This window comes from Frankia sp. Hr75.2, from assembly GCF_949319125.1.
Classification (GTDB): Bacteria; Actinomycetota; Actinomycetes; order Frankiales; family Frankiaceae; genus Parafrankia; species Parafrankia soli.
Map to the genome: position 1 here is coordinate 1 of NZ_CASGGV010000006.1, position 21317 is coordinate 21317.

Below are 21317 nucleotides of genomic sequence, written 5' to 3' on the forward strand. Positions count from 1 at the left end.
AGCGCGACGATACGGCCTCGGAGTCGCCTCGCCAATCGGCTTACGCCCGCCAGGACCAACGGGCGCGGCGGCGGCCCTCGCGCCCAGCCGGCCATTCACACCGCGACCGCTGGTCGGGTGACCGCCGCCCGCCTGGACCGCCCGTCAGCGGGCGCTGCCCACCGGCTCACCGTAGTGGTGGATCCGCGCGTCCGGGCCCGGGTGGATGTAGCTCAGTCTGCCGTCCGACCAGCGGACCAGGAAGGGGGGATCGCCGGCAGGCGTCGCGACCTCGAGGATCTCCCCGTCCCGCTTCGGGCCGTTCCCGACGGCGGCACGGACGACGACGGCGTCGCCCACCCGGGCCTGCCACCGGCTGAGGGTCCGGGGCCGCGGGCGCAGCGCGTCGAGCGGCAGGGGCAGGCCCCCCTCATGGTGAGGATGCCCGATCTCCGCTGCGGCGACGGCTCCGAGCGCCGCGTTCCGCGGGCCGGTCGCCGCGGTGTGCGGATCGGCCGCGGCGGCGAGCAGGTCGTCGAGCGCGACAACCCCGACGATGGTGTCCCCGTCGGTCACCACGAGCCGGCGGATCGCGTGCTCGGCGAAGACCCGGGTGATCTCCTCCCATCCCGCGGAAGGCCCGACTGTCACGACGCCGCAGGTCATGACGGCGTCGATCCGGGCGTCGAGCGGGACGGCGCGGGCGACGGCCCGCAACGCCAGGTCCCGGTCCGTCACGATGCCCGCCAGGCGCCCCTCGTCGACCACCAGCAGCGATCCGACACCGGCCCGGTCCATCAGCTCCGCGGCTTCCCGGATCGGGGTCGGGGCCGGCACCGTCACCGGCGCCCGGAACGTGATCTCACCCGTCATGGGGGCCTCCTCCTGCCAACGCCTGCGGCGAACCACACGGGGGAGCATGCTCACTTCCAGGGGCGGCCAGAGCGGACGTCGCTCCCGAAAGGCACAGGACCTGCGGCCCCCGGCATCCCTGCCGAAGGTCGCTGAGTTCGGCCCGTGATCCGGGAACCACTTCCCCGACAGACCAGACGAACCGAACCGAGCAGCGCAACCGATGCGGGAGCCCCGACCACCCCGGCCGGCCCTTCTCCCAGCACCGGAACGCGGCAGCGGGGTGTGTGATGTACGACCGCCCATACCCGATCAAAGTGAATGCCCGCCTCGACGAGCCGCTCTCGCGCTGGCTCTGGCTGGTCAAGTGGTTCCTCGCCATCCCGCACTACGTGGTGCTGTTCTTCCTCTGGGTGGCGTTCGTCGTCCTGACGGCCGTCGCCGGTGTGGCGATCCTGTTCACCGGCCGCTACCCGCGGGCGATCTTCAACTTCAACACGGGGGTGCTGCGCTGGTCCTGGCGGGTGTCCTACTACTCCTACAGCGCGCTGGCGACGGACCGCTATCCGCCGTTCTCCCTCGGCGAGGAGCCCGACTACCCGGCTCACCTCACGATCCCGTATCCGGCCCAGCTCTCCCGCGGTCTGGTGCTCGTCAAGTGGTGGCTGCTGCTCATCCCGCACTATCTGGTCGTGGGGTTCCTCGTCGGCGGCACGACGCTCAGCCACAACGCCCTGCTGACCGCGGGAACGGGCGGCGGCCTGATCGGCCTGCTCGCGCTCATCGCGGCGATCACTCTCGCGGCGACCGGCAGCTACCCGCGAGCCCTCTACGATCTTGTTGTCGGGCTCAACCGCTGGGTGATCCGGGTCGGCGCCTACGCCGCCCTGATGACCGACGAGTACCCCCCGTTCCGGCTCGACTCCGGCGGCGCCGAACCGGAACCTCAGGACCAGCCTGCCCCGAACCCCGCGGTGTGAGAGTCGTCCGGATCACCGGGCCGCTCGGGACCACACCCGACAGCGACCAGGAGTGACGTGCTCCCGTGGACCACCTGCGCCTCCCGCGCCTGCCCCGTTACTCCCGACGGTGGGCGCGGGGGGACGCCGCGAGCGGCCTGACGGTCGCGGCATACCTGATTCCCCAGGTGATGGCCTACGGCGCACTCGCGGGTGTGGCGCCGGTGGCGGGCCTGTGGGCGATCGCCCCCGCCGTCGTCGCCTACGCGATCCTCGGGTCGTCGAGGCTGCTCTCGGTCGGGCCGGAGTCGACCACCGCGCTGATGACCGCGGCCGCCGTCGCCCCGCTGGCAGACGGTGATCCGTCGCGGTACGCCGCCCTCGCCGCCGCCCTCGCCGCCGCGGTCGGGGTTCTCGCGATCGCCGCCGGCTTCGCGCGGCTCGGCATCATCGCGCACCTGCTCTCCCGGCCGATCCTCGTCGGCTACCTCGCCGGGGTCGCGGTCATCATGATCGTCGGCCAGCTGGAGAAGGTGACCGGTGTCCCGGTCGAGGGCGGAAGCCTGTTCGGCGAGCTCCGCTCGTTCGCCGGCGCGGTGCACCACCTGCACGGTGGAACCCTCGTCGTGTCGACCGCATCCCTCGTCCTGCTCGTCGTGCTGCACTGGCGCGCGCCCCGGCTGCCGAGCCCACTACTTGTGATCATGGTCGCGACGCTCGCGGTATGGGCCTTCGGCCTCGACACGCACGGCGTCCGCGTGGTCGGTGACATCGACGGCGGGCTTCCGCACCTGACGATGCCCACGGGCGCCGACCTCGTCGACGTCGCACCGTCCGCGCTCGGCATCCTCTTCGTCGGGTTCACCGACAACATGCTCACCGCGCGTGCCTTCGCCGGACGCGACGGCCACGCGGTCGACGCCAACCGGGAGCTGTTCGCGCTGGGAGCGGCGAACCTCGGAGCGGGGATCGGCCAGGGCTTCCCGGTCAGCAGCAGCGGGAGCCGCACCGCGCTCGCCGCGTCCAGCGGCGCGCACACGCAGGCCTACTCCCTGGTCGCCCTGGGCGCGGTCGTCCTGGTCCTGGGATTCGGACGCCCGGCGCTGGCGATGTTCCCGGTAGCGACGCTCGGCGCGATCATCATCTTCGCGGCGGTCCGCCTGGTCGACATCGCGGGGTTCCGCCGGCTGGCCTCGTTCCGGCGCAGCGAGCTCACGCTCGCGCTCACCGCCGCCGTCGGCGTCCTGGTGTTCGACATCCTCTACGGGGTCCTGGTGGCCATCGGCGTATCGCTGCTGGACCTGCTCGCCCGGGTCGCCCGACCGCACGACGCGGTACTGGGACGGGTCCCCGGCCTGGACGGCATGCACGACGTGGACGACTACCCGAACGCGCACACCGTTCCCGGGCTGCTCGCCTACCGGTACGACTCGCCTCTCTTCTTCGCCAACGCGGAGAACTTCCGCCGCCGGGCGGTCGCCGCCCTCGACGCGTGCGCCGACGACATCGACTGGTTCGTCCTCAACATGGAGGCCATCGTCGAGGTCGACATCACGGCTCTCGACGCGCTGGAGGATCTGCGTGCCGAGGTGACCAGGCGGGGCATCGCCTTCGGCCTGGCCCATGTCAAACACGAGCTGCTCGACGACCTCACCTCGTACGGGCTCACCGCGAGCGTCGGACCCGACATGATCTTCCCCACCATGCGGGCGACCACGGCGGCACACCGCCTGCGCACGGGCGACAGGCTCCCCTGATCACAACCGGCGCACGCCACCGGCCGGCGCTGTCCGACCGGGTCCCGCGGCGGCGTCAGCCCACGCCGCACTGCTCAGCGGCCGCACCGCGCCGGATGGTGTCACCGAGCCGGCCGGAATCACCGAGCGCACGGTCGCCATCGTGGCCGTCGGCCTCCGGGACGCACGCGAGCACCAGCGCGGAACGATCATCGGGCGCTCGCTGAGTGAACGCGGCGACCTCGGCGAACATGCGCTCGAGGACACCGGACACCGCGGAGGGGCGGCGGCCCCGGCCCGGCGTGCTGCTCCCGGTCTGCCGCCAGCCGGCGTCCACCAGCCGGTCGGGTCCGAACTCGACGCCCGCCGAGTTCCGCGCCTCGGTGAGGCCGTCGGTGTACAGGAACAACGACTCACCTGGGGCGAGCCGCAGCGTCCGGTTCGACCAGATCGCGGCACCGGCGAAGAGATCCGACAGGAGCGGGCCGGTGGGCCCGAGCGACCGGCCGGCCCCGTGGCGGCCGGGGGCGGTACGCCCGCGATCCCACGGGCCCCGGGAGCGCAGGACGATGGGCGCCGGGTGGCCGGCGTTCGCGTAGGTCACCGTGCCGTCCGCGGCGGCGACGGCGACGAACGCGGTCGCGTACATCTCGCCCATGTCGCCGAGTTCCGCCACTTCGGCGAGGGCACCGCCGAGAGCCTGGCCCGGATCGGCGCCGCCGAGCAGCCGCTCGCGTAGCAGCCGGCGCAGTACCAGGGCCAGCGCCGCCGCCTGGTCGCCGTGACCGGCGGCGTCGCCCATGCTGACCGCCAGCCGCCCGTCCGCGAGCCGCGCGACGTCGATCCAGTCGCCGCACATCGCACCCGGCCGTGACGGGCTGATCCGCCAGGACGCTCTGATGTCGTTCACGTGCCCACCTCCGGTATCCGCTGCCGGTCCCCGCATCAGGTGACCGGCACGGTCGGGCCCGGGAGACCGATCTCCGCAGGACCCGCGACCGCCCCGATCTGGATGCACCTGGAGGCGACGCACTCCCAGAATCGGCATCGCGCCGAACCGGTGAAAGGGACTTTCGGCAGGGAGGAGCCGGGGGAACGTCCCCGAACGGGGGTGCCGGGAGGTCTGGCCCCGGGCGGGCGGGCGGGAACCCGTCAGGTCAGGCGGCTCACCGCGGCACCGACGGCCAATCCCGGGCTTCCCCGTTGGTCCCACCGCCCCCGGGACCTTCGCACCCCGGCCGGGCTACTCGAGAACGCTGTACCCGGAGCATCCCGGGGGCAGGGTTGAGGCATGGGTGTGACGACAGTCGCGAACACGGTTCCCGCCTCGGCGGCGCCATCGGCGCGCGTCCGGCCTGGTCCCGGCGGCACGCCGGCGCCGATGCCGGCACCGGCCCGGCTGGTCGAGACGCACACGTCCGTACTGGTCTTCCTGGGTGACCGGGTCTACAAGACCAAGAAGCCGGCCGACCTCGGTTTCCTGGACTTCCGCACCCGAGAGGCACGCCAGGCGGCCTGCCACGCCGAGGTGGACCTCAACCGGCGGCTGGCGCCGGACGTCTATCTCGGCGTCGCCGACGTGATCGGCCCCGACGGCAACGCCTGCGACCACATGGTCGTCATGCGCCGCCTGCCGGCCGCCCGGCGGCTGTCCGCACTGGTCACCGCCGGCGGGGACGTCTGCGGGGAGCTGCGGGCCGTTGCCCGCCTGCTCGCCGACTTCCACACCCGCTGCGACACCTCGGCCCAGATCACCGACGCCGGCTCGCCCGCCACGCTGCGCGGGCTGTGGGACGAGGGCATCCGAGGCGTCCAGCCCTACCTGGGTTCCGTCCTCGACGCCAGCACGATCGACGCCATCGGCCGGCTCGCCGGGCGCTACCTGGACGGTCGCCAGCCCCTGCTGCGCGAGCGGCAGCACCGCGAGCTCATCCGCGACGGGCATGGCGACCTGCTCGCCGACGACATCTACTGCCTCGACGACGGCCCCCGCGTCCTGGACTGCCTCGAGTTCGACCAGCGCCTGCGGGTCGGCGACGTCCTCGCCGACGTCGCGTTCCTCGCGATGGACCTCGAACGTCTCGGGCGTCCGGATCTCGCCGCGTTCTTCCTGGATCGTTACCGCGAGTACTCCGCCGAAAGCCATCCCAGATCGCTGGAGAACCTCTACGTCGCGTACCGGGCGTTCGTGCGCTGCAAGGTCGCCTGCACCCGGCACGCCCAGGGTGACAGAGCCGCCGGCGCCGAGGCACGGGCCCTGGCCTCACTGGCCCTCACGAACCTGCGCCACGGGCGGGTGCGGCTCGTGCTCGTCGGCGGGACCCGCGAGTCGGGACGCAGCGAGCTGGCCGCCGACCTCGCCGACGCGGAGGGATGGACGCTGCTGCGCGCCGAGACCACCGGTAGCGGGCCGGACGACGCGACCGGCCGCACCACCGACCTCGGCTACGACGAGCTGCTGCGGCGCGCGGGCATCGCGGCCGAGCGCGGTGAGACCGTCGTCCTCGACGCGCCGTGGACCCTGCGCCGCGACCGGGACCGCGCCGCGGCACTCGCCGACGCCACCGCGGCGGACCTCATCCAGCTTCGGTGCGCGCATCCGGGGTACCGCCGGCCCGGCACCCGACCGGCCCTGGCCCCACGGCCCGGCACCCGGCCGGGTGCCGGGCGCACCGACGAGCCGGCCGGCACCGACCCCTGGCCCGAGGCGAAGACCCTCCGCGACGCGCCGGCACCCGACGCCACCCTGCGGGCGGCACAACGGGCGGCGGGGTGAGACGGCAATCGTGTAACCCGCACCCCGAAAGTCACACCTCGCGTATCGTGCTCGCGTGGGGGCAGGATCCGAGCTCTCGACCTCGCACCGGTCGGGCGGGACACCGGCGGCCGAACCGTCGATCAGGGAGTCCCCACGCCCGGCGCCGGGCGGACCGGCGCCCACCGGGCTGCCCGCAGGCGACGGGCTGATGTTCCCCACGGTGGCCCGGCTGGAACTCGACGACCTGCTCAGCCAACTCGTCGACCGCGCCCAGGACGTCATCGCCACCCAGAGCCGGCTGCGCGGCCTGCTGCAGGCGAACCGGGTCATCGCCACCGACCTGCGGCTGCCCGTCCTGCTCCGGCACATCGTCGAGGCCGCAACGGATCTGCTGGGTGCCCGCTACGGCGCACTCGGCGTCGTCGCCCCCGACCGCACCCTCGAGGAGTTCGTCCACGTCGGCATGACCGACGCGGACGTGGAGCGGATCGGCCACCTGCCCACCGGCCACGGCCTGCTCGGCATCCTGATCGACGACCCTCGGCCACGCCGCGCCGACGACATCGCCCATGACCCGGCTTCCCAGGGCTTCCCGGCCGGGCATCCGCCGATGCGGACCTTCCTCGGTGTCCCGATCACGGTGCGGGGCGAGGTGTTCGGCAATCTCTACCTCACCGACAAACGCGACGGCGTCCCCTTCACCGCGGAGGACGAGGAGCTCGCCCTGGCCCTGGCCGCCAACGCCGGGGTGGCCATCGAGAACGCGCGGCTCTACCACGAGTCGCAGCAGCGACACCTGTGGATGACCGCCTCGGCGGAGATCAGCCGCCAGGTGATGGTCGGCGCCGACAACGCGCTCGCCACCCTCGTGCACCGGGTGCAGGAGGTCGCCGACGCCCACTTCGTCGCCCTCGCGCTGCACACCACGAACCAGGGCACTGCGGACGGAGGCGACCCGAGCAAGGGTGCCGGGAACGCCGAACGCGGGGGAAGGGGAAACGGGGACGAGTACGCGCGCGTCGCCGTTGCCGTCACGGAGCGTGACGGTACCGGCTCGGCCGCGGGGACCGACAGCACCGCCGCACCGGACGGCCCAGCCCACGCCGGTCTGGGCACCGATGCCGGCCGCGCCGGCCGCCTGATCCCCCTCGCGCACACTCTGACCGGCCGGGTGATCGCCGAGCAGCAGGGTCTTCGCGTCGACGACGCGGAGCTCGACGCGCTCCCCGACGAGCGCGCGGCACGCACTGGGCCGCTCATGGTCGTCCCGCTCGTCGCCGGCGGCGACCAGTGCGGCGGAGCGCTGCTCATCGGCCGCGACCGCGGCGCCCGCGCCTTCACCGACGGCGACCTCGACATGGCGACAAGCTTCGCCGGCCACATCGCCGTCGCCCTCGAGCTCGCCCGGGCCCGAGCCGACCAGGAGCACCTGCGGGTCCTCGCCGACCGCGGCCGGATCGCCCGTGACCTGCACGACCACGTCATCCAGCGGATGTTCGCCGTCGCGCTCGGCATGCAGGATCTCGCCCAGTACGAGAACCCCTCCAACGCCGACCGGCTCAACGGCTACGTCGAGGACATCGACGCGACCATCAAGGACATCCGTCGTTCCATCTTCGAGCTGCGCGGGCAGGGCCCCACCAAGCGCGGCCGTCTCCGCACCGCCCTCGACAAGATCGCGGAGGACGTTCGGCCGGCCCTCGGGTTCGCCCCCGCGATCTCCCTGACCGGTCCCCTCGACACCGTCGCGGACGACCAGCTCACCGACCATCTGCTCGCCGTCACCCGCGAGGCCCTCACGAACACCGCCCGCCACGCCCACGCGACCAGCGTCGAGGTGCGGCTGGCCGTGGACGGGGACATGGTCACCCTGGACGCCGTCGACAACGGGGTCGGCATCGGTGACACCACCCGCCGCAGCGGCCTGGACAACCTGCGCGCCCGCGCCGAGAGCCTCGGCGGCACCTTCACCGCCACGGTGCCGCCCGCGGGCGGCACCCACCTCCGCTGGACCGCCCCTCTCTGACCCCGTCGGCACGCGCCGCCCGATGGCCCGGGCACGGCGCGCTGAACCGCCGGCCCGGCGAGACCGCGGCAACGAGTTCCTTCTCTCCTCCGCCAGGAGGTCGCCATGCCCGAGCGCGGTCCGGCGGACCAGCGACGGGTACAGGACGAGGCAGGGACGAGGCAGCGACAAGGCAGAGAGGACGAGGACATTGGCGACTCGGAACAGTGCGGCGGGCCGCCCGGAGCCCGCCGAGGCGGCCGGCACGGCCCCGGCCCACGCACCATCCGGCACAGGACCCACCCAGGCGCGGGTGGCGGACGTGCGCGCGGGAGAGATCATGACAACCGGCGTCATGGTGGTGGCACCGGACGACGACGTGATCCTCGCCTGGGAGGTCATGGCCCAGGCCGGCGTACACCACCTGCCGGTCGTCGAGGGATCCAGGCTGGTCGGCATGCTGGACGACCGGCGCCTGGTCTCCGAGTCGGTCGCCGGCCCGCTCGGCCCGCGGCTTCGCACCGTCAGCGAACTCCTCGACCGCGAACCACCCCAGGTCCACGCCGACCAGACCGTCCGCTCCGTCGCCGACTTCATGGCGTCCCGGCACATCGACGCCGTCTGCGTCCTGGACGAATCCGACAACCTCGCCGGAATACTCACGACGGCCGATCTGGTCGACGCGCTGGCCGGCCGCCGCCACCCACGGCGGCCCGGCACGGAGGCGGCGCTGCCCAACCCGATGCTCTTCCGCCTCGTGCCCGTGTTCTCGGCGGCGTCACCGTGCCCGCCTGATCACGGCGTGGGGTGACCATCCCGAGCAGCGGGCACACCGAAAGCACACGTATGAGCACCACTCGTGACCGTCGGCGTCCGATGTGGCGGGGGAGGCACCATCCACCCCACTGATCGGCAGAGGACGCGGCGGCTGCCCCCACCAGGCAGAGGCGGTGAACATGACCGACATACGCAGCACGATCACCAGGCAACCGGTCACCGTGGACAGCGGCACCTCGATCCGCGACGCGGCCCGCGAGATGGAGCGCCAGGGGGTGGGAGCACTCCTCGTCGTGGAGGACGACAACAACCTGGTCGGGATCGTCACCGATCGCGACGTCGTCCTACGCGGTGTCGCGCGCGGTGTCTCCCCTGACGGCCGGATCGACGCGCTCATGACGACCGAGGTGATCACGATTCCCGCCGGCGTCGACGTCGAGCGCGCCTACCGGGTGTTCCGCGACCATGCGTTCCGCCGGCTCCCGGTGATGGAGGGCCGCCGGGTCGTCGGTCTCGTCTCCGTCGACGACCTGCTCATCCGTAACGAACGCCAGGTCGCGGACCTCGTCCACCCGCTGGCCGACGAGGTGCTCACGCCGCGCCACGAGGCCGGTCCGCCGGAGCCCACATCCACGGCGACGCCGGCCGAGCCCGCCACGCCAGCGGCTGCCGCGCGCGCCTCCGCCGCCGCCGGCGTCGAGACGGAACCCAGCGCGGTGCCCGAGCTTCCGCCGCGGCGCAGGCAGATGCGCGCCGCTCCCGGCGACACGCTGGTCGTGCACCGCGGTGCCACCCGGCAACCGGACCGGACCGGGGAGATCTTCGAGGTCCGCTCGCCCGCGGGCGACCCGCCGTTCGCGGTGCGCTGGTCCGACACCGGTCACGTCAGCTTCATCTATCCCGGACCGGACGCGGAGATACGCCACCACGGCGAGCCCGCCCCCAGCGGCGCCCGATAAAAATCCGCGGCCCGTCAACGGAGCGAATGGGCGGCCTGCCCGCGGGCCAAAGGTCCGGTCGGGCCACCGACCTTCGCCGGTTCGGATGCACCCGTCTCTGCCGCACGCTGGGACCAGCCCCATCGGGCCCACCCGATCGGGCGGTCGACAGATGCAGGAGGCCACCGTGAGCACCGAAAGCACCCGGACGATCCTCGTTGGAATCGATGGCTCCGCGGGATCGGAGGCCGCGTTGCGCTGGGCCCTGGAGACGGCGCGAATCGAGCACCGGCCCGTCACCGCCCTGCTGGGCTGGACGGCCGACGGCCTGCCGCGGCCGATCTACCAGGCCGCGGCCACCGCCGACTACAAGGGGCTCGCAGCCGCCGCCACCGAGATGCTCGACCGGACGATCGAGCGGGTGCCGATGCCCGACCTGCCGATCGAGCTGCGCAGGCTCGTCGTCGACCAGGACCCGGTGGACGCGCTCGTCGCCGAGGCGAAGAACGCCTCGCTGACCGTGATCGGGGCCCGGAGCCCGGGACTGGCCCACCGCATCCTGGCCGGTTCCGTCGCCCAGCGGTTCCTACACCACTGCTCCGGACCGGTGGTCGTCGTCCGCGGCACCGCCACCGACGACCTGCCCGACCAGCGGCCGATCGTGGTCGGGGTGGACGGCTCGGCCCCCTCGCAGGCCGCGGTTCGCTGGGCCGAGGCCAATGCTGCCGAGCGCGGCGTCCCGCTGCACATCGTGCACGGCTACCACAGCAACATCACCACGTTGGGCATGCCCCTGGACGACTTCTACCCCTCGCTCCGCGCCGGCGCCGAGCAGCTCCTCACCGACATCGCGACGGCCGACATCGACGACGAGTCCGATGTCGAGGTCAGCCTGCAGGCGGTCGACGACACCCCGACCCGCGCCCTGCTGAACGCCTCGGCCCACGCGCAGCTCGTCGTGGTCGGCACACGCGGACGCGGTGGCTTCGCCGAACTGGTGCTCGGCTCCACCGCCCACCAGTGCGTGCTGCACGCCGCCTGCCCCGTGGCCGTCATCCACGGCTGAGCGGCCGGGGGGCCGCCCGCCGGCTCGTCGCCGCGGGGCCCAACGAGCTGTCGCGGCGTGGGGGCCGCACCTGGCCGGGTGAGATCGGCCGCCAGCTCCTCCACCCGCTGGCCCTCCTGCTGTGGCTGGCGGCACTGCTGTCGCTGGTGTCCGGCGGTACTGTGCTTGCCGCGGCGATCGTCGCGGTGGTGCTGCTCAACGCCGCGGTCGCCTTCGTCCAGGAACGGCACGCCGAACGCGCGGTGGAGGCGCTGGCCGCCTACATGCCGCCCCATGCGACGGCGGTCCGGGACGGCGAGGCGCGTGACATCGACGTACGCGAGATCGTCCCCGGCGATCTGATCCTGATCGGTGAGGGCGATCGGATTCCGGCCGACACGCGGCTGCTGAGCGGCTACAACGACGCGCCCGCCCTGCGCCGTGCCGACATCGGGGTGGCGATGGGACGCTCGGGCACGGACGTGGCCCGGGAGGCGTCCACGATGGTGCTCACGGACGACAACTTCGCCACGATCGTCGGCGCCGTCCGGGCCGGCCGCCAGGTTTACGACAACGTTCGGAAATTTATTGTCTATATCTTTACCCATGCCGTTCCGGAGGTCGTCCCGTTCCTGGTCTTCGCGCTGTCCGGCGGTGCTGTGCCGCTGCCGCTGACCGTCCTGCAGATCCTCATGATCGACCTGGGCACCGAGACGCTGCCGGCGCTGGCGCTGGGGCGGGAGCCGGCCGAGCCGGGGCTGATGGACCGCCCGCCGAGGCCGCGGAGCGAGGGCGTGATCCGGCCGGTGATGCTGCTGCGCGCCGTCGGGCTGTTCACCAACAGGCTGCTCCCGCTGCCGGCCATCGTCTGGGGCACCGACGAGCTCTGGCGCGCGTGGCGCCGCCGGGCGCGCACGGCAGGCGGAGCGGCCCACCCGGACGGGACCTCAGTCGGTCGTCCGGCACGGGCCGGAAGGGCATCTTGGTGACATGAGTCTCCTCGGGGGTAGGCGCTCCTCCCGGTCACCACGGACAGACATGATCCCCGCCGCCCAGGCCACCCCGCCCGGGCCGGCGGCCAGCCCGCGCCCACCGATCGGACCGGCCGCACGCTCGTGCTGCTGCCCGAGCGCGCCTGTCGCACAGGTGGTGGTGCCGGCCCAGGACGGGCGGCCGGAGCAGGAGATCCTCCTCTGCGCGCATCATCTCCGCGCGTCGTCGGAGCGGCTACGGGCCCTCGGCACGTCGGTCTACGACCGCGCCGGGATGCCGCTCAACGATCCGGGCTCGTACTTCTCGCCCGTTCACTGACCCGCCGGACCGCCCGACGACGGGTCCGTCGGGCTCCGCGGCTGGGCGGAACGGCGCACGATGACGACCGGGCTGTCCGCGTAGGAGACGCATTGCGAACCGGTGGAGCCGAGCAGGAGCCCGTCGAAACCACCCCGGCCCCGTGCTCCCAGCACGAGCAGCTGTGCCCGTGCGGCCTCGTCGATCAGCGCACGACTCACCCCGCTGCTGATCAGCACGGGTTCCACGCCCGTGCCCGCGCGGGCACGGGCGAGATACGGGCGCACGGCCTCGTCGAGCACGCCGCGGGCGGCGCGGTGAAGCGCGTCGGCACCGGGCGGAGGGCCGTCGGCCGACGTCGGGGGCGGGGTCCACACGTGGACGACCCGCAGCCGGGCCGCCCGCAGCTCCGCCTCGCGCACCGCCCAGTCGAGCGCGTCGAGGGAGGCCGGCGAACCGTCCACGCCGACGACGACCGGTCCGCCCTCCCACCTGGCGGCGGAGCCTCGGACCACGACCACCGGGACCTCCGCGCCGTGCGCGCAGGCGAGACTGACCGACCCGGTCAGCATCGGCGCGGTCCGACCGGTTCCGTGGGCGCCGAGGACAAACATGTCCGCGCCCGCCGACTCCGCCAGCAGCATCCGCACCGCGGGCCCGAAGACGGTCCGGCCGACGATGCGGGCCGCCGGCTCGTCCCCGCGCACCCGTCCCAGGACGTCGTTGACGATCCACTGCGCCGTCCACCGCGGGTGCTCGGGGGAGGTCGCCGGCGGCGGCCGCGACCCGTCCGAGGCCGGGCCGGCCGCGGCCCAGGCCAGGACCGCGCGCACCCCCGTCTGCCGCAGGCCGGCCTCACGCACGGCCCAACGCAGGGCCTGTTCGGCCTCCGGTGATCCGTCGAGCCCGACCACGATCTCGCCCTTTGTCATGTGCCACCTCCCTCAGGCGGGCGGCCTCACTCCGGCGCGGCCGCCCGCCACCGCGACGGCCGGCCGGGGACGCGGCGCTCAGGCCGCGAGGTCGATCACCAGACGGGCCGGATCCGACAGTTCGAGCACCCGGAAGCCGACCCTGTCGTCGACGCCGAGGCCGAAGTGGACGTAGCCCTCGTAGTCACCGGTCAGCCGGTACTGGACGAGCGCGGGCAGCCCACCACCGGTCCGCGGGGTGGTCAGCGTCGACGTCCCGGCGTCGTCGTGGGCCGCCGCGGGGAACAGCACCAGTTCGAGGAACGCCTGTCCGCGCAGCGGGACCACCGCACCCTCTCCCGGCGATCGCACATCGGCCACGTACCGCACGTCGTAGCCGGGAACGCGATCCCGGAACTCGATCACCAGCCGGTCGAACTCCAGCCCGCCGGCGACGTTGTGCGCGCCGCGCACCGCGACGACCGTCGCCGTGCCGGGCAGCGCATGCTCGACGCGGCGCGGCTCACTCGACCACGCGGGTTCGCCCGGGGTCGTGGGCAGGCGGGACGGCGTCGCCGGCGTCGGCGCCGGGCCGCCGCGGGGCGACCCGGTGGGCCTGGCTGCGACGCTCGCCGACGGTGTGCCGGCGGTCGTGGTCACCGGTGGTGCCGAGGCGGTTCGCCCGGCGGTGCCCCCGTCGTCCGCTCCGCCGCAGCCTGCCAGCCCGAGCGCCAGCACACCGGCCGCCAGCGCCAGTGTCCCGACCCGTCGACGGCCCATCCCACGTCGTGCCGGCGGGCTCTGCGTCAGTCGGTTCATGGCTACGACCTCCCGGTCGGCGGCCGCCAGGACAGCCGGCGGGCCTGACCGGCCATCCGGTGGCGCCGGCAGGTGTGACGGCGGCGCGGCGCGGCGCCGACGCCGAGATGTGACCAGTGGTGATCCTGCCCGCGGTGCCCGGCCCGGCGGCCGTGGCCGGTCAGCCGGACCCGACCGCCCCGCAGGCTGACCCAGCCGCCGGGACCCATCTGGACGTTGGCGTGCGGCGCCGGCTGCCGGCGCGCCAGCTGCCACGCGACGGCCACGGCGCCGACGGCGATCTCACCGACGACCGCCACCGCCGTCAGGTCGACGGGTGAGCGCCGTACCGCCACGGGAAGCGGCTCCGTGGCCGCGCCCCCGGCAGGGGGCGGGCCGGCCGCCTCGACTGCCAGCTCGGCGGGCCGCGTGGGAATCCGCCTGGCCGTGACCTTCGGAACCTCGAAACGAACGGCAGTCATGATCGTTACCTCCTTCGTCGGCGCAGCCCCCGGGGGTGGTGCACCCGGTCCGCTCCGGCCGGACGATCACCACCGGGCAGGGAGCGTGGATCACGGCGTCCCGGCCGGGCGCCCGCAGCGGCCGAGGGCTGAACATCGAGGCCTCCCTGCCTCCGACGACCAGGATCTGCGCATCCCGTGCGAGCCTGAGCAGACTCGCGGCCGGCACGCCGTCGACGGCGAGTGGGAGCAGCGTGACCTCGGCGCAGGCCCGCCGGCTCTCGGCGGCGCAGTAGTCCAGGATCTCCTCGGTGATCCGGCCGTCGCGGCTGGCCCGCCAGCTCCCCGGGAAACTGCCGGGGACCCGCGGCCAGTGCGGGCGGACGTTCGCCATCACCAACGGCACCCCCCGCAGGCACGCGTCCCGCGTCGCCCAGCGAACCGCTGCCAGCGAGGGAGCGGAACCGTCCACCCCGACCAGCACCGGCAGCCGGTCCCGGGAGGCCACGGCGACGGCGGAACCGGCGTCCGGAGCCGTCCGCTCCAGCGGGGCGGCGAACACACGGCCGGTCGAACCGGGAGTGGCGTCGTGATGGGTGATCACCACCGGGACCCGGGCCTCTCGGACACACACCTCGGCCAGCGAACCGGTGGCCGCCCGGCGGTGACGGCTCGCCGCCGACGCCCCCACGACCAGCATCCGTGCCACGGTGGATTCCCTGACCAGGGCGCGCGCGGGAAGATCCCGCACGGTCGACTCCGTCACCCTGACCCGGTCGCCCGCGGCAAGGCCGTCGACGGCCTCCGTGACGGCCCGGTGGAGCATGGCCGCGGCGGCCGCCTCGAGATCCGCGGGTGTGGACGGCACCCCCACGGGACCGAGGGCCGCCGGAAGGCCACCCCCGGACCAGGCCAGGACCGCCCGCACCCCGATGCGGCGCAGGCGGGCCTCCGTCAGCGCCCAGCGCAGGGCGGACACCGACGTGGCCGAAGCATCCACACCGACGACGATCTCGGTCATCTCAGCCCTCCCCACCGGCCTCCGGAAAATCCGTACACAACACGTCTTCCCCTTCACGCCCAGCAGATCCGGCCTTTCCGTACTGCACCGGACATGACCAAGGACTCCTGGCGGGGAACGGACGTCCCTGGACCACCACGGCCGACCGACCCGCCAGCCGACCCGCCGGCCGGGCCGCTCGGGGCACCCGGGACGATGCGGACATGCGGATCGTGAGTGAGCCAGTGCTCGTGGACCTGCTCGCCGCTCGGCTGGCGGACCGACCGGATCGACCGGACCGACCGCCACTGATCGTCGCGGCGGGCAACTTCGCCGCTCCGACCGTCGCGGTGGGCGCGCTCGACCGCGCGCTGCCCGCGTACCGTCTTTTCGTCCTCAACGCCCAGCACGGCGTCCCGGAACGGCCCGGTGTAACGCCGGTGACGCCGTTCGTCGGCCCCGGGATGCGAGGACACCGCGCGCTGGAGTACCTGCCCTGCCGGCTGAGCATGGTCCCCCGGCTGTTCACCAGCGCGCACCGCCCCGACGCCGTCATCCTGCACACCAGCCGGCCAGTTGACGGGAAGGTGTCGATGGGCACCGAGGTCAACATCCTGCCGGCCGCCGTCGAGGCCGTCCGGAGCTCCGGTGGTCTGGTCATCGCCCAGACCAACTCCCGGATGCCCTACACCTTCGGTGACGGTGAGCTCTCCTGCGACGAGGTGGACCTCGCCCTGGAGATCGACATACCGCTGGCCAGCCCCGTCTTCAGGCAGACGAGCGACATCCACCGCGAGATCGGCGCCCGGGTCGCCGCGCTGGTGCCCGACGGCGCGACCCTGCAGCTGGGCATCGGCGCCGTCCCCGACGCCACTCTCGCGGCGCTCACCGGGCGACGACGCCTGCGGGTGTGGACGGAGATGTTCTCCGACGGCGTGCTGGCACTCGACCGCTCTGGTGCCCTGGCCGCGGACGCTGAGCTGGTCACCAGCTTCGTGTTCGGCTCAGGCGAGCTGTATGCCTGGCTCGACCGCAACCCCCGGGTCCGGCTCCTGCGCACCGAGACCGTCAACGACCCCGGGACCATCGCCCGTCAGCCAGGGATGACGTCGATCAACACCGCGCTGCAGATCGACCTGCACGCCCAGGCCAACGCCTCGTTCGTACGCGGGCGCGTGTGGTCGGGCTTCGGCGGGCAGCCCGACTTCGTCACCGGAGCACTGCACGCCACCGGCGGACGAGCGATCATCGCCCTGCCCAGCTGGCACAGCAAGACCGGCCGGTCGACGGTCGTCCGGGCGCTGGCCGAGCCGACCACGAGTTTCCAGCACAGCCACGTCATCAGCGAGCACGGCACCGCGCAGCTGTGGGGCAGCGCGCAGGAGCAGCAGGCCCGCGACCTCATCGAGCACGTCGCGCACCCGGCGGCTCGCCCCGGCCTGCGGGAAGCCGGGGCGGAAGGGCACATGGACGGAAGGGATGCCGGGCGGGCGGAAGGATCGGAGCTGCCGGCCTGATCCCCCCGCTCGCATCGCTTCCCCGGGCCCGCGATCACCGCTGGCCTCCGAGGTCAGCCCCGCCCTGACGCCATCCCGGTCCGGGCCGCGTCGAGGAGGATGCGGCGCTCCGCGGCGGCGATCGACCACGCCGCGGCACCCACCGCGTCTGGATCGACCGAGACCGAGGTGATGCCGAGCTCGACGAGCCGCTCGGCGTAGTCGGGCCTGGTCGAGGGAGCCTGCCCGCACAGCGACGAGGTGAGACCGTTCTCCCGGCATGCCGTGATGATGCGGGCGATGGTGTCGAGCACCGCCGGGTCCGCCTCGTCGAACAGCTCGGCGCAGGTCTCGGAGTCCCGGTCGACACCGAGCACGAGCTGGGTCAGGTCGTTGGAGCCGATCGAGACCCCGTCGATCCCGAGCCGGGCGTAGGCGGGGATCCAGTAGGCGGCCGAGGGCACCTCGGCCATCACCCAGCGGAGCATGTCCCGATGGTCACCGAGCGGACTGGCGTCCACCGCCTTCAGGCAGGCCTCGAGCTCCCAGCCGGTCCGCACGAACGGAATCATCAGGTGCAGGTTCGGCGTGCGTTCCCGCACGACGGCCAGCACCTCCAGCTCGGCGTCGAACACGGCGGGATCACGGACGTAGCGGAAGCAGCCCCGGTAGCCGATCATCGGGTTCGCCTCGACCGGTTCGAAACGGTCGCCACCGGTAAGCCCGCGGAACTCGTTGGTGCGGAAGTCCGTCGCCCGGTAGATCACCGGCCGGGGCGCGAACGCGCGGGTGATCCGCTCGACGGAGGCGGCCATCCGTTCCACGAACTCCGCGCGGCCGCCCTGCTCCAGCAGATGGCGGGGATGCGTCCCACCAAGCGCGTCGACCAGGAGGAGCTCCGCCCGCAGCAGGCCCACGCCCGCGACAGGCAGTGCCGCGACCTGCTCCACGTGGTCGGCGACGGCAAGATTCACATAGAGCCTGGTGGCGGTCGGCTCGACAGCCACCGGAACCACCGGGTTCGGCGCCTGGCCCGCCGGGACGACGGGCGTGACCTCGATCGCGACCGTGGGTGACGGGATGGTCTTCACCATGGCTCGCCCCGGGTTGGCCAGCACTCGCGGGGTCTCCCATATGTCCGCATCCTTCTCGACCACCCCGCGGCTGCCGTCGACGACGACCGTGTCGCCGGTGCGCAGCGTGGATGTCGCGCTGCTCGTCCCGACCACGCAGGGCACGCCCAGCTCGCGGGCGACGATCGCGGCATGGCAGGTCACCCCGCCGCTGTCGGTGACCACCGCGGCGGCGCGGCGGATGACGGGCACCCAGTCCGGGGAGGTCATCGCGGCGACCAGGACCTCCCCGGTCACGAACGCCGCGCCATCGCCGGGTGAGGTGAGAACGCGGACCCGGCCGGCCGCCCGTCCCGGCGCGCCCCCGAGGCCGGTGAGCAGCACGGTGTCGGAGGGCTCGCTCCTGCCCGTCATCTCGGACGGGCCGGTCCTCTCGGACGACTCGATTCTCGTGGGCCGGGGTGCGGTCGTGACCGGTGCCGCCCCGCCGGTCGTGACGGGGCGGGACTGCACGAGATGTGTCCGGTGCCCCTCGATCGCCCATTCGACGTCCTGCGGCTCGCCGTAGTGCGCCTCGACGCGCAGAGCCAGCCGCGCCAGGTCCAGTATCTCGTCCTCGGTGAGAATCCGGTGGCGTCCCTCCGTCGGAAGCAGGTTCACGAGCAGGTCGTGGCCGTCGGCGCCACGGATGATCTGATGGGTCTGCGCGCCGGTCCGGACGTCGACCAGCCGCGGGCCGTCCTTGTCCACGACGTAGGTGTCCGGGATGACCTCGCCGCCGACGACGACCTCGCCGAGCCCGAAGGCCGCTTCGATCACGATGCGGGACCTGTCACCGGTCATCGGGTCGGCCGAGAACATCACGCCCGACCGCTCCGCGTCGACCATCCGCTGGACCACGACCGCGATCTCCGGTTCGGCCACCATGTGGCGGCTGGCCCGGTAGGCGACGGCTCGCGGCCCGTACAGCGAGGCCCAGCATTCACGAACCCGCGCGAGGAGTTCCTTTTCGCCGGAGACGTTGGTGAACGTGCTGTTCATGCCCGCGAAGGACGTGCCGGCCGCGTCCTCGGCCGTCGCCGACGACCGCACCGCCACCGAGCCGCCGCCCAGTTCCCGGTACGCCTCCGAGATCGCGCGGCGCAGCGCCTCCGGGACGGGCGCCGCGACGATGTGCGCCCGCAACTCCCCGGCGACCTGTTCGAGCTGCGCGTGGTCGTCAGGGTCGATGCCCGCGGCACGGGCGGCGATCTCCGAGCGCATCCAGGCCGCGTCGACGACGTCCAGGTACGCGGACACCGTGATCACGAATCCCGGTGGCACGGGCAGCCCGGCGCGGGTCAGCTCTCCGAGGTTCGCGCCCTTGCCCCCGGCCTGGTCGACGTCGTCCGCGCCGATCTCCTTGAACCACGCGATCCACCGACGCTCGCTCACAGCTCGTCCTCCCTGCCGCTCGCTCCGGCCGCACCGACCGGTTGGGCGATCTCCAGGCCCAGCACCCCGGGGACGTCGCGCACGAGTCGCCGCAGCAGCGCGGGATCCGAGGTGTCGACGTCCGAGATCCGGACCCGCCCGTGCAGCACCTCGATCCGCGGCGAACCGCGCACCCCGGCCGCCTCCACCGCACCGCGGACGTCCTCGGCGACCAGCCGGTCCGGGCGGGCGAGCAGCCGGAGCAGATCGCTGCGGCTGATGATGCCGACCAGCGTTCCCGCTTCGTCCAGGATCGGCACACGCGAGATGTGCTCGGCCAGCATGACGCCGACGATGTCCGCGATGTCGGCATCGACCCCGGCCGTGACGACCGGCGACGACATCACCTCGCCGACAGTGCCCGGTGCGGCCGGCCGCGGACTGCGGTCACGGCGGGCGTGCAGCCTCGAGTCAGGCCGAGCCTCCAGCGCGATGAAATCCGCCTCCGTCACGATGCCGACCAGCTCGCCCTGAGGCGACACCACCGGTGCGGCGCCGACCCCCCGCAGTGCGAGCAGCCGCGCGACGTCCTTCACCGGCACGTCGGGTGTCACGATGCTGAGCTTGCGCGTCATCAGTTCTCCGGCACGCATAACCGCCGCCCTTCCAGAAAGAATCAGCCCGCCCGGCGATGCCGGATGGATCCGCGTTCGGCCCATCCGGCGGCCGCGTTTTCGGGACCACCTCGGGTCCATCTCGCCACGGGACGAAGTACTTCAGATCAGGTAGGGCCGGCCACGGGTGAGAGCCGTGCGCTCCCACCAGCCGCCGAGACCGAAGGAACGACCAGCGCCGAAGGCGGCGAGAAGGCCGAGTACCAGAGCGTAGACGAGGTGGTCGTCCATGAAGGGGTTGTTTTCCGGGGGAAGAACCGCGGTCCACATGAGGACGAGCAGGGTGGCACCCGCGACGGCGGCGGCGCGCATCCCGACGCCGAGGACGAGGGCCGCGCCGATACCGGCCAGGCCGATCATGAACAGCCAGTCAGCCCAGGTCGCGCCGGCGATGTCGTGGTAGATCCCGGCGAACGGTCCGGTGGCCGCGTGGGCCAGGAAGCCCTCGGTGGGGCTGCCGCCGTTGACCCAGGACTGGGCCGAGGGGGTCTCGTGGCCCAGGCCGAACAGCTTGTCGAGGAACGCCCACAGGAAGATCCAGCCGAGGCTGACCCGGGTGACCGCGAGCAGGACGTCGACGGCGAGGCTGTGGCGTCCCGGGTGGTGGTGGCGGTTGAGGTCGGCCAGGGGCGAGCGGACCGCGGCAGTGGCCTTCGTACCGGTGGTGACAGGCATCGTGTCCTCCTCGGTCGGGATGACCACCAGCATGTCGGGGACCGGACTTCCGTCCGAGTGAGCTACATCCCGCCACCTATGGGCGGATGGTCCCAGTCCGGACGGGACCGCCGGGCACAGGTGGGAGCCCGCCTCCTGCGCGCCCGCCACCTCCGCGGTACGTGACCGTTCGACCCACCCGCATGGACCATCCGTCCCCCCGGCCCGGGACCTACGTGGCATGAGCAGATCTTGCCGACGGAGAAACATGAGACACGGTCGGTGATGCGCCGGTAAAAACCTTTCCGGCGAGTGGGTCAGAAGGGCTGTCATGACACACATTGTTTTCCGGCAGGCCGGACAGCATCGTCGACCTTACGGACCGGGCGCCATCCAGGGCGAACGGACCCACCCTTCTCCATGCTTAACACTCTCCCAAGGGGCCGACGGCAGCACGCCCCACCGCGAGGAATTGAGGACGTCATGCAGGCAGCCGTC

At 73.1% G+C, this 21317-nt stretch carries 19 protein-coding genes; 10 read left to right on the forward strand and 9 right to left on the reverse strand.

The genetic code is table 11. From position 1 onward, the window contains the following. Nucleotides 1-144: 144 nt before the first annotated feature. Nucleotides 145-852, reverse strand: a complete 708-nt coding sequence (locus tag AC559T_RS00425; protein WP_112108934.1) for a CBS domain-containing protein — start codon at nucleotides 850-852, stop codon at nucleotides 145-147. Between the two features lie 269 nt (nucleotides 853-1121). Here AC559T_RS00425 and AC559T_RS00430 point away from each other — a divergent pair, with 269 nt between their 5' ends. Next, nucleotides 1122-1811 (forward strand): DUF4389 domain-containing protein, encoded by a 690-nt coding sequence (locus AC559T_RS00430; RefSeq protein WP_112108933.1) that lies wholly within the window; start codon nucleotides 1122-1124, stop codon nucleotides 1809-1811. A gap of 65 nt (nucleotides 1812-1876) precedes the next feature. Next, nucleotides 1877-3547, forward strand: coding sequence for a SulP family inorganic anion transporter (locus AC559T_RS00435; RefSeq protein WP_112108932.1), 1671 nt, complete (start codon nucleotides 1877-1879; stop codon nucleotides 3545-3547). A 55-nt stretch (nucleotides 3548-3602) separates the two neighbouring features. Here AC559T_RS00435 and AC559T_RS00440 read toward each other — a convergent pair whose 3' ends face one another. Continuing rightward, complete coding sequence (locus AC559T_RS00440) at nucleotides 3603-4436, reverse strand: PP2C family protein-serine/threonine phosphatase (protein ID WP_498867354.1); 834 nt, start codon at nucleotides 4434-4436, stop codon at nucleotides 3603-3605. A 381-nt stretch (nucleotides 4437-4817) separates the two neighbouring features. On the opposite strand from AC559T_RS00440, the gene AC559T_RS00445 reads away from it, so the two are divergent. The 7 genes from AC559T_RS00445 to AC559T_RS00475 all read left to right on the forward strand — a co-directional run bounded on the left by AC559T_RS00445 (nucleotide 4818) and on the right by AC559T_RS00475 (nucleotide 12360). Then, complete coding sequence (locus AC559T_RS00445) at nucleotides 4818-6302, forward strand: hypothetical protein (RefSeq protein WP_498867355.1); 1485 nt, start codon at nucleotides 4818-4820, stop codon at nucleotides 6300-6302. Nucleotides 6303-6492: 190 nt separating this feature from the next. Further along, nucleotides 6493-8310 carry a sensor histidine kinase gene (locus AC559T_RS00450; RefSeq protein WP_498867364.1) on the forward strand — a complete coding sequence of 606 codons (1818 nt, stop codon included), beginning with the start codon at nucleotides 6493-6495 and terminating at the stop codon, nucleotides 8308-8310. Nucleotides 8311-8629: 319 nt separating this feature from the next. Continuing rightward, nucleotides 8630-9100, forward strand: coding sequence for a CBS domain-containing protein (locus AC559T_RS00455; protein WP_498867356.1), 471 nt, complete (start codon nucleotides 8630-8632; stop codon nucleotides 9098-9100). Nucleotides 9101-9245: 145 nt separating this feature from the next. After that, entirely contained in the window at nucleotides 9246-10025 is a 780-nt protein-coding gene (locus AC559T_RS00460) for a CBS domain-containing protein (protein WP_498867357.1), read from the forward strand. A gap of 166 nt (nucleotides 10026-10191) precedes the next feature. Beyond that, on the forward strand, nucleotides 10192-11070 hold the full coding sequence (locus AC559T_RS00465) for a universal stress protein (protein ID WP_498867358.1): 879 nt from the start codon (nucleotides 10192-10194) through the stop codon (nucleotides 11068-11070). After that, nucleotides 11025-12038 (forward strand): cation transporting ATPase C-terminal domain-containing protein, encoded by a 1014-nt coding sequence (locus AC559T_RS00470; protein WP_498867359.1) that lies wholly within the window; start codon nucleotides 11025-11027, stop codon nucleotides 12036-12038. The genes AC559T_RS00465 and AC559T_RS00470 overlap by 46 nt, the downstream gene beginning before the upstream one ends. Nucleotides 12039-12087: 49 nt before the next feature. Next, a complete protein-coding gene (locus AC559T_RS00475; protein WP_112108929.1) occupies nucleotides 12088-12360 on the forward strand; it encodes a hypothetical protein in 273 nt (90 codons plus the stop codon). Here AC559T_RS00475 and AC559T_RS00480 read toward each other — a convergent pair. The 4 genes from AC559T_RS00480 to AC559T_RS00495 form a co-directional block, all read right to left on the reverse strand. Further along, complete coding sequence (locus AC559T_RS00480) at nucleotides 12354-13271, reverse strand: universal stress protein (RefSeq protein ID WP_112108928.1); 918 nt, start codon at nucleotides 13269-13271, stop codon at nucleotides 12354-12356. The two genes, AC559T_RS00475 and AC559T_RS00480, sit on opposite strands and share 7 nt — an antisense overlap. Nucleotides 13272-13349: 78 nt before the next feature. After that, entirely contained in the window at nucleotides 13350-14069 is a 720-nt protein-coding gene (locus tag AC559T_RS00485) for an AMIN-like domain-containing (lipo)protein (RefSeq protein ID WP_112108927.1), read from the reverse strand. Between the two features lie 2 nt (nucleotides 14070-14071). Next, nucleotides 14072-14404 (reverse strand): hypothetical protein, encoded by a 333-nt coding sequence (locus AC559T_RS00490; protein ID WP_131626247.1) that lies wholly within the window; start codon nucleotides 14402-14404, stop codon nucleotides 14072-14074. Further along, nucleotides 14352-15530, reverse strand: a complete 1179-nt coding sequence (locus AC559T_RS00495; protein ID WP_498867360.1) for a universal stress protein — start codon at nucleotides 15528-15530, stop codon at nucleotides 14352-14354. Before AC559T_RS00495 ends, AC559T_RS00490 begins: the two co-directional genes overlap by 53 nt. 203 nt (nucleotides 15531-15733) lie before the next feature. Here AC559T_RS00495 and AC559T_RS00500 point away from each other — a divergent pair, with 203 nt between their 5' ends. Beyond that, nucleotides 15734-17026, forward strand: a complete 1293-nt coding sequence (locus tag AC559T_RS00500) for an acetyl-CoA hydrolase/transferase family protein (RefSeq protein ID WP_498867361.1) — start codon at nucleotides 15734-15736, stop codon at nucleotides 17024-17026. A gap of 53 nt (nucleotides 17027-17079) precedes the next feature. Here AC559T_RS00500 and ppsA read toward each other — a convergent pair whose 3' ends face one another. The 3 genes from ppsA to AC559T_RS00515 all read right to left on the reverse strand — a co-directional run bounded on the left by ppsA (nucleotide 17080) and on the right by AC559T_RS00515 (nucleotide 20873). After that, on the reverse strand, nucleotides 17080-19512 hold the full coding sequence (gene ppsA / locus AC559T_RS00505; protein WP_498867362.1) for a phosphoenolpyruvate synthase: 2433 nt from the start codon (nucleotides 19510-19512) through the stop codon (nucleotides 17080-17082). Beyond that, nucleotides 19509-20126, reverse strand: a complete 618-nt coding sequence (locus tag AC559T_RS00510) for a CBS domain-containing protein (RefSeq protein ID WP_368952293.1) — start codon at nucleotides 20124-20126, stop codon at nucleotides 19509-19511. Before AC559T_RS00510 ends, ppsA begins: the two co-directional genes overlap by 4 nt. A gap of 141 nt (nucleotides 20127-20267) precedes the next feature. Continuing rightward, nucleotides 20268-20873, reverse strand: a complete 606-nt coding sequence (locus tag AC559T_RS00515) for a DoxX family protein (RefSeq protein ID WP_498867363.1) — start codon at nucleotides 20871-20873, stop codon at nucleotides 20268-20270. Nucleotides 20874-21317 lie beyond the last annotated feature (444 nt).